At 33.4% G+C, this 14426-nt stretch carries 10 protein-coding genes; 4 read left to right on the top strand and 6 right to left on the bottom strand.

Annotation, left to right across the window (positions count from 1 at the left end; translation table 11 throughout):
- Positions 1-17 precede the first annotated feature (17 nt).
- Positions 18-2366, bottom strand: a complete 2349-nt coding sequence (locus N4A35_17420; protein ID MCT4583194.1) for a M14 family zinc carboxypeptidase — start codon at positions 2364-2366, stop codon at positions 18-20.
- Complete coding sequence (locus tag N4A35_17415) at positions 2363-3598, bottom strand: PKD domain-containing protein (GenBank protein MCT4583193.1); 1236 nt, start codon at positions 3596-3598, stop codon at positions 2363-2365. The genes N4A35_17420 and N4A35_17415 overlap by 4 nt, the downstream gene beginning before the upstream one ends.
- Before the next feature lie 266 nt (positions 3599-3864).
- Here N4A35_17415 and N4A35_17410 point away from each other — a divergent pair, with 266 nt between their 5' ends.
- On the top strand, positions 3865-4659 hold the full coding sequence (locus tag N4A35_17410; GenBank protein MCT4583192.1) for a HAMP domain-containing histidine kinase: 795 nt from the start codon (positions 3865-3867) through the stop codon (positions 4657-4659).
- Here the strand turns inward: N4A35_17410 and N4A35_17405 are convergent.
- Positions 4640-6901: an ABC transporter permease gene (locus N4A35_17405; protein ID MCT4583191.1), complete on the bottom strand. Its 2262-nt coding sequence runs from the start codon at positions 6899-6901 to the stop codon at positions 4640-4642. The two genes, N4A35_17410 and N4A35_17405, sit on opposite strands and share 20 nt — an antisense overlap.
- 9 nt (positions 6902-6910) lie before the next feature.
- Complete coding sequence (locus N4A35_17400) at positions 6911-7822, bottom strand: ATP-binding cassette domain-containing protein (protein MCT4583190.1); 912 nt, start codon at positions 7820-7822, stop codon at positions 6911-6913.
- Between the two features lie 106 nt (positions 7823-7928).
- Here N4A35_17400 and gpmI point away from each other — a divergent pair, with 106 nt between their 5' ends.
- On the top strand, positions 7929-9449 hold the full coding sequence (gene gpmI / locus N4A35_17395) for a 2,3-bisphosphoglycerate-independent phosphoglycerate mutase (protein ID MCT4583189.1): 1521 nt from the start codon (positions 7929-7931) through the stop codon (positions 9447-9449).
- 13 nt (positions 9450-9462) lie between these two features.
- Positions 9463-10098: a transglutaminase family protein gene (locus tag N4A35_17390; protein MCT4583188.1), complete on the top strand. Its 636-nt coding sequence runs from the start codon at positions 9463-9465 to the stop codon at positions 10096-10098.
- A 54-nt stretch (positions 10099-10152) separates the two neighbouring features.
- On the opposite strand, the gene N4A35_17385 is transcribed toward N4A35_17390, so the two are convergent.
- Complete coding sequence (locus N4A35_17385; GenBank protein MCT4583187.1) at positions 10153-11196, bottom strand: TlpA family protein disulfide reductase; 1044 nt, start codon at positions 11194-11196, stop codon at positions 10153-10155.
- A 49-nt stretch (positions 11197-11245) separates the two neighbouring features.
- The gene (locus tag N4A35_17380) at positions 11246-12661 is read right to left on the bottom strand and encodes a VWA domain-containing protein (protein ID MCT4583186.1); all 1416 of its coding nucleotides are present in this window, start codon (positions 12659-12661) and stop codon (positions 11246-11248) included.
- Positions 12662-12813: 152 nt separating this feature from the next.
- Here N4A35_17380 and N4A35_17375 point away from each other — a divergent pair, with 152 nt between their 5' ends.
- Positions 12814-14421, top strand: a complete 1608-nt coding sequence (locus tag N4A35_17375; GenBank protein ID MCT4583185.1) for a DUF1573 domain-containing protein — start codon at positions 12814-12816, stop codon at positions 14419-14421.
- Positions 14422-14426: the final 5 nt, after the last annotated feature.

Genomic DNA, 14426 nt, shown 5'->3' with positions numbered 1-14426 from the left:
AGGAAGCAACGTTAAAACTACTTCACTACCATCATTTTGTAAGTCTCAGAAGAAGTTCCATTATTGGTTAGGTGATAAAAGTAAACTCCAGCAGCTAGTTCATTAGTATTGATTGTCACTTGTCCTTTGCTATTAGCAATTGGATATTTTCTAATTTGTTTTCCAACTTGATTGAATAGGATCAATGCAGTATTAGCATAATTCTCTCCAAGTTGATAGTAAATAGAGGTGGTCCCATTACTAGGGTTAGGAACATTTTGGCTGATGTAAACACTTTGATTGGAATGTTCAGCAATGTTGGATCCATAAATGACATTGATTTGAAAATCATCAAAATAAAAGCCATCTTCTTTTACTGCCTGGTCAGTCACTAACTGAAAACGAGCTGAGATGTTTTGTCCAAGGTATTCACTTAGGTTAATCTCCTCTTTTACCCAAGCATTTTGCATCCCATCATACAAGGGCTCTCCTGTAGCTTGATCATCACTTCCACTATTGGTGTATTTTCCACATTGAGGAATCCAAGTGTTTCCTCCATCAGTCGAAATTTCAAATTGTACATAATCCCAATCCTCTTCAATTTCCCATCGAGCATAAAAACTAATATTAGCAACAATAGCATTGCTTAAAGAGAAATCATCTGCTAAACGTATAGAAGTATTGGAATTATTATCATAGTTTCCATTGGGAGAATCGGTTATAGAAGACGAAGGAGTGTAGTAATGTTGGCTATTAATCCCCCAGTCTCCAGTATTTAACCAATTTGAGGTATTGTCACCATTTTCGACTAAAAGAGGTTGTAATGTTCCATAGTATTTGGTAATGGTATCTTTGGTATCATAAAGTCCATTGTTGGTTGTTAATACATATCGAATTTCATCGCCAGTTTGAATAGAGGCAGCTAATGTATAAGCTATAGAGTCTGTATCAGTTTGTAATAAGGCCATTCCATTATGACTTTTGGGGCTTCCAACACTAACAATGTTGTTGGTTATTGGTGTTATACTTACTGTAAAGTTTCCAGGAGCATCTAATCCTAAGCGTTTAATGGTATAATTAAAATATCCTGTGTTTTGAGTAATTGAAAAAGGAGATTGATCATAGGACTTTGCATAATTAGTAATAAAATTAGCAGCCATAAGGTTGTGGTAGACCATGTTTTGACAAATGGATATAATAGAATTTTCGGATGGCCAAAAACCATTGCCAACTTCTGGAGTCATTGCCAATATTTCGTTGTGTGTACTGGTTTCTGCATACATCCAATCATCTGAATCACCAGAGGCAGCGTATAATGCAGCAGAGATTTGATTGGTATAACCATTTTGTTCCACCATCACTTCAGACATGGCTACAAAAGTGGCATCGTCAGGTGAGATTTGGCCGGTGGCATATCCAAAAGGATAGAGTAGTAAATTACCGTACGTATGACTGTTTAAGGCCATTTTAAAATCGTGTTGTTCACAAAACCATTTAATGGCTTGAGTTTCTACTTCTGAAAAGGCAGAAGGTCCTAAATAGATATCACTATCTGTATCAGTGCTTGTTCCTGCTCCTCCCCATTGATAACTGTAGTTTCTATTTAAATCAACACCAAAATTTCCATCTCCATTATCACGCCTGTTTTTACGCCAAAGCCCACCTCCATTAGGATTGGTTATTTCATTGTAAATGTATCCATCAGGATTAATACAAGGAATAAAATACAATTCTGTATTGTTTAATATGGCTTGAACTTCTTCATTTGTACTGTAATTTTCTAACAAATACCACATGTAGAAAATAGTTTGTTGTAGAGAACCAGGCTCTCTAGCATGATGAATAGCCGTATATAACATTTCTGGTTCGTTTTCGTCATTGTTAGGATTGTCTGACATTCGAACCCAATAGATTGGCCTGTTTTCTTCTGTAGAAAAATTAGAAATACTTTGTTTAACAGTGATTAAGTTTGGGTATAAGCTTGCCATATCGTCTAATTCTTGTAGCATCTCACTGTAAGTTAGGAAACCTCCCATCGATCCATTGTTGTAATTACTAGGAACAGGATAATTAATGGGATTATTACAATTCTCATTTTTTTCTGAATTCTTTAATTTGTTTTGGTGACTATAAAATTCAGAAACATTTTCAATGACAAGCTCAACGTCTAAGCCTAAACCTTTGGCTAAGTTGATTTCGTTTTGTGAAAAGTCAGATTCAATAAAGACTCCTTTTTTATGAATAACGTGGTCTATTGCTACCCCTTGATTAGCCAATAGCACAAGATCCTTAGGTGTGTTGTAGTAAATTTTAGCTTTATGATAGGTTTCTTGACTATATAGATAGCTTATCAAGGGAAGTAATAGGATGGTTAGTAGGTATTTCATTTAAATAATTTAAGTGTTTGAACAGTATCTTTCTCACGAATGATCATCAAATAGACTTTAGGGAAGTTCTTTGTATCAAATATATGATTTTTATTGTGAATGATTTTTTGATTCAATAACCTCCCGTTTAAATCATAAAAAGTAATCGTTCTAGTACTGTTATTAATGAACTCTAAAAAAATATTAGCGTTGTCTTGCGTTAAATTGAAGTCGATTTTTTGTTCAAAAATAGCAGTAGAAGATATCGTAACTGTGGTAGAAGTTGTATCGGTAGTACAGCCGTTATCAACGGTCAGAACAACGGTGTAATTACCATCATTGGTGTATATTGTAGATGGTGTAGAAGTGGTAGCAGTTGCTCCGTTTCCAAAATCCCAATAGAAATTATCTGCATTGTTAGCGGTCGCTGAGAACGTAATGGTATTATTCGCGTTACTTTGAGTAATGTTGCTGACATGAGCATCATAAGAACCTATTTTCCAGGTTTCTAAACTATCGATAACTATTAGCTTTGCAATGTTTTGAAGGGTAGAAGCTGTGCTTGTTGGTAACCCCGCTTCAAAAGTCGCTCCTTCAGGAGAAGTACGAAACATTGAAGAATAAAAAACACAAGCAGCCAAATAACTTCCTGCTAAACTAGGGTGGCTACCATCTGAGGTATATAAGTCGATATTAGGGAAGTGGTCTCTTGTATATTTCCATGCAACTCCAACAGGAGATACAGAAGCTTGGTTATTGTAGGTCATCTCTAAATAACTTTCACGTAAACGTTGTTGCATTCCATCATAAGTACAGATAGGAGTATAAAATTGACAGTTTTGTTGGTCTCCATTTTCCCGTCCCCAAGTCATGTAAAAAAGAGGTGTTGTACAAACATTAGCAGAACGAATGGAGTCGACTAAGGTTGCAGCATAGGGATAAACTTCTGTTGCTACTTGCGATGGAGGAAATGAGGGACGTTGAGATTGATCTTGTAACACCACAAAGTCCCAATTTCCCTGAGCTATTTTATTAAGAGAGGTGGAATTGGTGCTATGCCCTTGTAAAGTTTGGCCACCTGGTGTATTGGAGTCATAGTTAATAGTGTCTCCCAAAGATGTCGCTAGTTGAGCCGTTAAACTAGGTAAGTTGTTTACACCAGTATAGCTGTTTCCTAGAAATAATACATTCAATTTTTGCCCCCAAATAAATAGAGGTGCTAACGTTAAAATAAAAAGTAAATGTTTAGTCATAACTAACAAAGTTAAAGGAATAGGAGGTTTTATAATAGTGTAAATTAATTCCTTTCTTGGATTCCTATTGTGAAAAAGGTGGCTTAAAATAGCATTGGAGAAGACAATTCAATAAAAATTCTTAAAAAGCCATTACAAATCATTATTTTTGTAAAAAAAATACTTCAGTTATCAGTAAAAAAACAAATAAATCATTAGTTATTTTATTCATATTATTTGGGTATGTTTTTTTGCAGCTAATGTGGTGGGCTTATCATATTATACAGTTGAATAAGCTGGTGAATGATGATGAAAATGTAATACACAGCAAAACAATGATGATTGCAGGAGAGGCTGCTGTATTTATTACTTTATTGTTTGCTGGAGTTTATTTTATAAGACGTTCTATTCTCAAAGAGTTAGCGTTAGTGCATGAGAAGAAAAACTTTAGTTTGTCTGTTACTCATGAACTAAAAACACCTATAGCATCGACTAAACTATTTGTTGAGACATTGATTAATAGAGACTTGCCAAGGGAGAAAGAGAAAGATATTCTAAAGAAAGTTTATGCCGACCAAAACCGATTGCAGCAGTTGGTTGAAGATATTTTGTTAGTGTCTAAAATAGAAGAATCAACATTAAAAATTCGTTTGTCTAAAATCAATGTTAAAGTTTTTATTGAGCAAATTATTTATAATATGGTTGGAGAAAATCCAATTACTGTAGCAATAGATCCTGCTTTAACCATGCACGTTGATGAATTTTATTTTTCCTCAGTTATTCAAAATTTACAGTCTAATGCAGTAAAATATTCAGAGAAAAATAGTCCTATTGTTTGGTCTGCTAGGAGAAAAGGAAATCGTATTGTGATTCAAATTCAAGACGAGGGAAAAGGGATTGAGGATAGTGAAAAGCTTAACATTTTTAAATTGTTTTATCGTTCTGGAAATGAAGAAACACGAAAGACGAAAGGAACTGGGATTGGTTTGTATTTAGTAGCCAGAATTATCAAACTTCACAAAGGCAAAATTAAAGCTTTAGACAACAAACCACAGGGAACAATCATAGAGATTGAACTGTAGTTTGTTGCGCATTAGAACTGGATGCTTTATCCAGTTCATTTTGTATAAAGATTTCAAATGCATTTTGGGATGGGAGTGGCATCTCTGCATTAATTAACTTCCCTTCTGGATCAATAAAAATAAATCTAGGTATTGCTTCAATGTTGTAGTGTTTGCTAAATAGGTTTTTGTTGATAACAATGAGTTGTTGTGTAATTGATTTCTTATCTAATATTGAAGCTTTCCACTTAATATCATCTTGATCAACACTTAACGATAAAAATGTAATGTTTTGATCTTTAAATTGTAGTGCATATTTTTCAAAGAAAGGAGATTCTCGTTTACAAGGTCCACACCAAGTAGCCCAGACATCAATAATTAAATATTGACCTTTAAATGCTTCTAATGAAAACGCTTCACCCTGAGCGTTGATGGCGCTAAAATTAGGGGCTAGATTTCCATGGTCTAGCAAGTTTAATTGTTTGCTGTAGGCTTCTATTTCCTTTTTAAGAGAAGCGTTGTTGATTAAAGACAAATAATTGCTTGTAATCTTATATCGTTCACTTGATTTGTTGGCCTCTTTTAATGCTTTTTTTAATTGTATATAGGATACTTTGTTTTTAAAAGATTCATCAGAAATATTTTTATAGGCTTCTAGAATAACTAGGTTGGGCTCTAGTTCATCAATAGCTGTTTGTTTCGTCAACTCTTGATTGATATAGGTGATGTACGAACTACTGCCAAGCAATGTCTCATCTTCAAGAGAAATTTCTTTTTTTAACATGGTAATTTTTTCATTGTCAAGCGTTTCTTGATCAGGATAAAGTGCTTTTCTTTTTTGTTTGAAGGTCTCCCAATAATTTAAATATTGTATCGTAAGTAATTTATGGTGCCTATTTTTAAAATCTTCTCTAGGAATATAGTTGTCAATTGTTTTTCCTTGAGTTTCTGAGTGTTTTCTATCTTTTAATTCATTGAATAACATTTTCTCAAAAAACGGTACATTGCTCAATTCTTTATCATTGTTTAAGTAATGTTTAATAAACCATCTTTGATTTTCAGATTTTTTAATGATGTTGTTTTCTGCTAATCTTGTACCACCAATTGTTATAGCGTTCTTTTGATTAAAATAATCTACTTCAATATAGAGGCTATCTTTAGCTCCTAAAAAGATCTTGTTTTCAAATTTATTGTCAGCATATAATTGATAATAGTTGGTAACAAGTTGGTTGTCTATTGTGGTGTGAAAATGGTTGTTTTCTACAACTGCTTTTGTAATGGTATCTTTGGTAACAGCATTAATTAAGTAAATATTATCAATAGGAGTGTCGCTATTGATTACACCAGCTAGTACCGTTTTATTATAGCTTTCCATTTGTTTAGGAGTAATGATTGTCCAAGCAGCAATTAAAGCAGCTGTTGAGGTTAGTAGTATTGCTGCTCCTCTTTTTTTGTCCTTTATTAAAGCAAAATAAAATGATTGGTATTGGTAAAATGATAATCCTAATACTAAAACAGGAATGGATACGATAAGACTCAACCATTCAGTGTAAAGTAATAGGTTTCCAAGGTCACTACCATGTATATTAAACCCTACAACTTCTAACATTCGAAAAGGGTTCCAGGGCATTTTTTTCAAATAAACAGCTCTTAAGAATAAGGTTCCAATTAATCCAATAAAACCAATTAATAACGGCCATGTCATTCCTTTAAAACGAACAGATAAAACATATTGAATAGAAGATATAAGTAATGACCCAATCAATAACCTTAGCGTTAATTGAATAAAAAATCCTATAGGAATAACTGTAGAGGCTTCGGTTGGTGTTCCTCCTTTAGTGATTAAAATAAAGGAAAATAGCATGGAGCTTAACATAAAGCCTAAAATGGCAATTAGATTATTTGTAAGTAGTACCGAAAACTTTCCAAAGAAGATAGATGCTTTCTTTATTGGGCTTGTTTCCATGAGTTTCCACCCTCCTTTTTTATGGTCTAATTGAGTTATACGGCCTGCTGAAATTATAATTATTAGCGGGAAGAAAAAATTTGCAAAACCAATGATTTTTTGAGCAATAAAATCTTCATAAAAATTATAGGGAAGTTGTGTAATGTGGTTATCATAACCATCTTTCATCGATAAATAAAAACCAATACTAGGAAATAGAATTCCAACAATAAAGCTTGTCCAATATATTCCTTTCTTCTTCTTTTTAAGGTGCTCTGCTTGGTATATGGTTATTAGGTCAGTTATAAATTTGTTCATGCGTTTTTGTTATTTATTGTTGGTAATTTCAATGAATAGGTTTTCTAAATCTTCTTGTACTTTGAATTGCTCAATTTCGACTCCTTCATTAATCAGTTTTTTTACAAATTCAGAAGTAGACAGTGAGTTGTCAATTTTAATAACAATTGAATTTTCGTCTAGGTATTCAGCTGTTATTCCATAGTTATCTTGAATCACCGAAATCCATTTTTTGGAATTTTGTAGCGAGAGTTCTATCTTCTTTTGTGAATTGCTTTCTATTAACTTTTTCATTGTGCCCTCAAAAACAAGTGATCCTTCTTTAAGTATACCAACATGTGTACACATTTTCTCAATTTCAGCAAGTAAGTGACTAGAAATAAAAATGGTAATGCCTTTTTCTTGATTAAGCTTAATCAAGAGGTTTCTTATTTCAATAATCCCAGAAGGGTCAAGTCCATTTACAGGTTCATCTAATAGTAATAATTCTGGATCGCCCAATAATGCCCCTCCAATAGCTAAACGCTGTTTCATTCCCATTGAATAGTTTTTTACAGCTTTATTAGCCTCATTTTCTAATCCAATTAAAGATAGGATTTCGGCAATGTTCGTTTTACTTTTCCTTATTTTGGCGAGATACTTAAGGTTATCAAAACCACTTAAGTGAGGGTAAAAAGAGGGAAATTCAATAAGAGACCCTATTCTTGAAAAAGCATGAGGGTAAAGTTCGTCAATAGGTTGATTAAATATTTTTACTTTATCAGTTTCTGTAATAGGGATTAGTCCTGTAATGATACCCATTGTTGTAGATTTCCCCGCTCCGTTTTTGCCTAAGAAACCATAAATGGAACCTTGGGGTACGTTAATGGATAAATTATTTAGTATTTTTTTTGATTTAGAATATTGAAAAGTAAGGTCTTTAATGGCTATTGTTTTTGTCATAGTTAAGATGTTGTTGGCTAGTTTCTGTATGAATGAAGTTGATAGGTGTTGTTTTATTGTTTGTTATTAATTGCGTATTTTTGAAATGAAATACACAATTAGGAAAATGGTACAGAAAAAAGTAGTGTTAATTATTTTAGATGGTTGGGGAATAGGTAAACATGATCAAACAGATGGTGTTTTTTTAGCAGAGACCCCTTTTGTTGATAGTTTACATAAAAAATACCCGAATAATACCTTGCTCACTTTTGGTGAACATGTTGGTTTACCTACAGGGCAGATGGGTAATTCTGAAGTTGGCCACTTAAATATTGGTGCGGGGAGGATTGTTTATCAGGATTTGTCTAAGATTAATAATGCGATTCAAGATGAAACTTTTTTTGCCAATAATACCTTGCTAGATGCGATAACTTATGCAAAGGAAAATAATAAAAAAGTCCATTTGATGGGATTGGTTTCTAGAGGTGGAGTACATTCCTCTCAAGAGCATTTATATGCATTGTGTGATTTGTTGGAACGTCAAGGGATAGGAGAAAATCAAGCGTTTATCCATGCATTTACAGATGGGAGAGATTGTGCCCCAGATTCTGGTATTGGATATTTGAAAGAGTTAGAAACTTATATTGCCAATAAAAAAACAAAAATAGCATCGGTAATAGGGCGTTATTATGCGATGGATAGAGATAAAAGATGGGAGCGAATTAAATTAGCCTATAACTTATTGCTCGATGGAGAAGGAACAGAAGTTTTGAATGTAAACGAAGCCTTGGAACAAAGCTATAAAGAAGGTATTACAGATGAATTTATAGAGCCTCATGTTGTTCTAGGTGAAGATGGTAAACCATTGGCAACTATTCAGAAAGATGATGTAGTCATCTGTTTTAACTTTAGAACTGATCGCTGTAGAGAAATCACGGAAGTGCTTACACAGGAGAATATTAATGGAATGGAAACATTGCCATTGCACTATGTCACCATGACCAATTATAACAAGAATTATAAGGGTATTCAGGTTGTTTTTGATAAGGAAGCGATTGTTAATACATTAGGAGAGGTTGTTGCAAAAAATGGTTTGAAGCAAATTAGAATTGCTGAAACAGAAAAATATCCTCATGTTACCTTTTTCTTTAGTGGAGGAAGAGAACAAGAGTTCGAAGGAGAGGAGCGTATTTTGGTCAATTCACCAAAGGTTGCAACCTACGATTTACAACCAGAAATGAGTGCCGTTGAAGTTACAGACAAATTGTGTGAAGCTTTAAAAGTTGGTGAAGTTGATTTTGTAGCGTTAAACTTTGCAAATGGTGATATGGTAGGACATACAGGTGTCCCAGAAGCTATTGTTAAAGCTTGTGAGACGGTTGATCAAGGAGTACAACGGATAGTAGAAACAGGTTTAGAAAATGATTATTCATTTGTAATTATAGCAGACCATGGTAATGCCGAATTGATGATGAATGAAGATGGAAGTCCTCATACAGCACATACAACGAATCTTGTTCCAATTATTGTAATAGATAAGAATGTAACTGACGTAAAACAAGGTAAACTAGCAGATATCGCCCCAACAATATTAACGTTGATGGAGGTAGCTCAACCTCAAGAAATGACAGGGGAACCATTAGTTTAATTAATGATCAAAAATGAAATATTTAGATTCAACTTATTTTTTTGATATAGAAAGTAAAGTTATTCAGTCTCTTGTGGCTGACTATAAAGAGGAGAAGTTATCTAATAAGGAGAAAGCCATAGCTTTATATAATAAAATTCGTGATGATTGGTGGTATGATCCTTATAGTATAAGCCTTACCAAAGAGAATTATAAAGCAAGTGCAATAGGGGAAAAAACAAAAGGGAATTGTGTCGAAAAATCAATTTTATTGATTGCATGTCTTCGCGCGTTAGATATACCTGCTAGGCTGCATTTAGGTAAGGTGAAAAACCATATAGCTGTTGAGAAGTTAACAGAAAAGTTTGGTTCAAATGAGTTAACTCCTCATGGAATGGTGAATGTTTACCTCAATGGGAAGTGGTTGAAAATGTCACCAGCTTTTAATGATAAATTGTGTGAGAAGTTCAATGTAGAACCGCTTGAGTTTGATGGAGAGAATAACTCTTTTTTACAGCAATACAATGGTGAAGGTGATCTATTTATGGAGTATGTTGATGATTATGGATATTTTGAAGATGTCCCGTTAGAATTGATGATTCAGAAGTTAAAAGAACACTATCCACATATTTTTGATACAGGAGAAAATATCACAGAGTTTAAGGTATAAAAAAAGCCTAACTAAATCTTAGTTAGGCTCCTTTTCATTCGAATGAATGTTTGATTATAAGTTTAACGAATCAATCATTGGCTTAAACTGATCAAAAGATGGCCTTGGAGCATCTGGATTTACAACAGTTCCATTAGGATCTAATAATATAAATCTTGGAATAGAATTAATTCCGTAGGCTTTAATAAAATTCGAACTCCATGCTGAGTCCGCTCTTAGTTGATGCCAATTCATTTCTTCTTCTTTAATCATTTTTTTCCATTTATCAACGGCTTTGTCTTCATCAACTGAAAGACTTATAATATTCATTTTTTTTGCTGCTTCTGTGGTCATGAATTCTTTTAAAAAGGGAGTCTCTGCTGTACACGGTTTACACCAAGTAGCCCATACATCAATATAAGTGTACTTTCCATAGAATTTATCTAAAGAAACTAGCTCCCCTTCAGGAGTAGTATAGTTTTCGAAGACAGGAGATGGTTTACCAACGAGATTGTCTAATATTTTAGCTTTTTCAACCTCGTTAATATGAAAAAAGCGCATTTGTTCAGCAAAAAGTTGAATTGATTCTTTCTCCGAAGCAATTAATGATGTGTCTATATCAGGGTGCTTTGCCAATAAAGCAGCTTTTTCATTCATTTTGTTTTCCAGATCTGTTTCAAAATTGTCATTTTTTGCTGAGACAAACTCCATAAAATCAAAATGATCGTCTAATAGCATTTTTGCGGCAAAATAATTATTCTCTTTGGAAATACTCCCCTCGTATTTCAGTGTTTCATCAAATTGATCGGTATCTAATGTTAACGATAAGTTATGGTTGTTTTTTAGGTATAATCGACTGACTTCATTCCCATATTTTAGTGCGTAAATATTAATAGAGTCAGGTAGTTTTAGCGAATCACTAAAGCTACCATCTTCATTCAGTTTTATGGTTTTAGAATAAGTGTTTTGGTAGTCACTAATAATAAGATCGCTTTCTTTAAGGTTGGTAATTTGCCCTGATAAGGTTAAATAGTCTGTAGGTGTTTTTTCTTCTTTTGTTTGATGATCACTACAGCTTAATAGCCCTATAATTATAGGGAAGTAAATTATGTTTTTCATTTTTAAATTTTTTACAATATTATTTTGATTTTTAGTAAAAGTCAAGAACTTAAAGTTTTGAACTAACTTTTACTTCTTCTACCAAGCGCTTTTGAGCATCTTCAAAAGAATCTATTTTAAGGTAATTACCACCTCCGCTATTAGCTAATTTCTTCATGTTTGCTTTATGAGAATCTTTATTTTTAATACCTACAACAGAGACTTTAACACCTTTTAGCTTATACTTTTTAGCGAGTTTATAAACATTCTCACTACCGCTATTAAAATCACCATCTGTAGCCATAATTATTTCATTGTTTCCATTAGCAATATAGGCTTCGCAAGCTTTCGAATACGCAAGTTTTAACCCTTTTCCTCCAGCAGTCAATCCTTTTGCTTGTAGTTGTTGAATGGTATTGATGATAGAGTCCTTATTATCTGCGCTTGTGGTTTCCATTGCAACATTTGTTTGGCTGGCATAGGTTACAATGGTGATGTTATCAACATCTCTTAGTAGATGGGTCATTTCAATCATAGAAGCCTTTAGTAAATCAAGTTTCCCAGTATATTTCATTGAAGAAGAAATGTCAACTAAGAAAACAATGTTGTTGGGTTTATATACAGACAATGGAAATTCAGGATATTTTTCTTCAGCAGGTGGAGAGGTCACCTCTGGTTGATTAACAATTACTGTATCTATCTCATTATTTACTGTTGTTTCATTAGGGATTTCCAAAATAATTTCTTCATCATCTAGGTGTGTTTCTTCTTCAAGAACCTCTTCAGGTACTGATGGTGGCGTTGTATTGAGCACAATTTCTTCTTTATTTTTTTCCAGTTCAAACAAGACAAAGTTGTTTTTTCGATTGATGTATTTTGGAAATTCAACCGGATGATAGCCTTGCTTTGAAGCAACAAAATAGTATAAACCTAAATCTACTTTTTTAGTTTTAGACCCATTTTTATTGGTGGTTAATTCGTGAGCAATTAAACCATCTTTTATCATCATGACTTTAGCATTTTCTAGGGGCTCTTTTGTCTGTTTATCAATCACTTTTACTTGGAAATTAAAACTCAAAGCATCATTTCTGTTTTCTTGAGAAAAACTTGGGCATGCAATTGAAGATGACGGGATTTCTTCAGTAAATCCAGTTATTTTAATCGATTGAGGTTCTTCATAGCAACTAAAATGAATGGGAATCTTTTCCGAAAAAGCTCCTTTCTTAGTGGGGGTAAACTGAATCCTTACGTAAATAACACTATCTGGTAGTATGGTTTTACTGCTGTAATGAATTTGAAAACGTTTATCTACATCTGCACGGAAAATATAGACCTTTTTAGGGCTAGTATTTTTAATGGGCACATCAACATATTGATTAGAGCTATTGATTAAACCATAATCATAAGGTTGTTTTAAAAAAGCAATTTGTCCCAGTAACTGAGCTGAAAAAAAAAGGCAGATTAGTAATATTAGAAGTTGTTTCAAAGTCGACGAATTTTATATTTAGCGCATTCCTTTACGATTAATTTAATAAAAGGTTCTACTTCGTTCACAATCTACTTTTGATTAATAAACAAAATGGCAACTATTAGTGGCATAATTGCTGTTATATTTGAGCGTAAAACAGATAAAAAGAAATGAAAATTTTAATTTTTATAGGGATAATCCTGCCGTCTTTTGTTGCTTTTGCCCAACAAGGAACCATTGTGTTTGATCGTGTATTGCATGATTTTGAATTGATAGAGGAAGAACGAGGGGTGGTAATCACAGAGTTTCGGTTTACCAATACCTCAAAAGAAAAATTTAGGGTTGTTGAAACCAAAAGCTCTTGCGCATGCGCTACAATGGGAGTTTCAAAAGAAGAGATTGCAAAAGGGGATACCATATCTTTAATGGTAGCTTATGATCCAACAGGTTTGCCTGGAAAGTTCAACAAGTCAATTGAGGTGTCGCTTAAAAGTAATAAAGGGCGAGAAATTAAACGTTATTTAAGCATTAAAGGGGTAACCGTATCCTTAGCTGCAAAATCGATGTTAGCCCAGAAAGATACCATTCAAAAAGAAAAAAACGTAGCCTATTACTACAAGCAAAAAGAAGTAGATAAAAAGATCAATACGAAGTCAGATGATTATCATTTATTTATTCAAAGAGCAACAAAAGTGGCCTTAATGCATAAGCATGTAAAGGTACTCATCACGATTTACCATCCAGAGGCAGATTATGCTTTTGAGAAAATATTGAGGGCCAGTTATGAGGCCATTCAAAAAGATTTACTCGACCAAGGAATACCAGAACAAAGTATCATTTTTTTAGACCCAATAGTTGAATTATCCTCGCAAGATAAATACATACAGCTTTCTATCATTAGCGAGGATGGGTACTCTACACCAGACTTAAATGAAAATGTTTTGGCTGAGTTTTTGGTTAATGTGGATGGAGAAGAGAGAAAGCTGCCAATTAACAGTGCCCAGCAAATGGCTTTGCCAATATACTTTCAATATTTTAGAGGTGGCCTTCGAGATATAGATACCACGAATCAAGCATTTCAAGTTTTTTTAGATGAATTGATTAATCAAATTAAAGGTAAAGAGGAGTGGGTTGAACTTAAAGTCATCAGTTCTGCATCTAAATGGGTATATGCATCAGATAAATTTGATAACGACTATATTGCCAATTTAAGAGGCAAAAACGCGTTAAAAACATTACGAAAAGTATTAAAAGAACAAGGTTTAGAGGAGGATAAAATGGAAGCAAACATTGATGTCAAAGTGATTGGTCCAGAGATGAATAAACGTAATTATGTGCCTTTCTTTTACCGCCAATTTCAATACCTGAAAATTATTCCTGTGTATAAAGTGAAAGCCAAAGAAAATAATGGAACAAATGGATATAGGTATACTTATAGACAAAATGCAGAAGCGCTAAATCCAAGAACCAAACAGTTTTATGCATTTGTTGATCAATTGGCTTATTTTATAACGACAGAAGGAGCGGTTCAAATTCGATTAGAGGGAGCAGCAAGTAGTGTAGGAAAGTCTTCATTAAGTACAAAGGAAAAATTAGCATATACTAGAGTTGAAGATTTAAAAGATAATTTGGAACGAGAATTGTACAAACGTGGTATCAATCCACAGCGAATGATGATTACAGAAGAACTACATCATGTAAGAGAACCTGTTCAAGGTGAAAGTTCTATTGATAGTTTTAAAAAGACACAATATGTTAAAGCGATTATTGTGCGATAATATAA

The sequence above is a fragment of the Flavobacteriales bacterium genome (genome assembly GCA_025210295.1).
Taxonomy (GTDB): domain Bacteria; phylum Bacteroidota; class Bacteroidia; order Flavobacteriales_D; family Parvicellaceae; genus S010-51.
The sequence above is the reverse complement of the archived record's forward strand: the minus strand, read 5'-3'. Positions and strand labels throughout refer to the sequence as shown.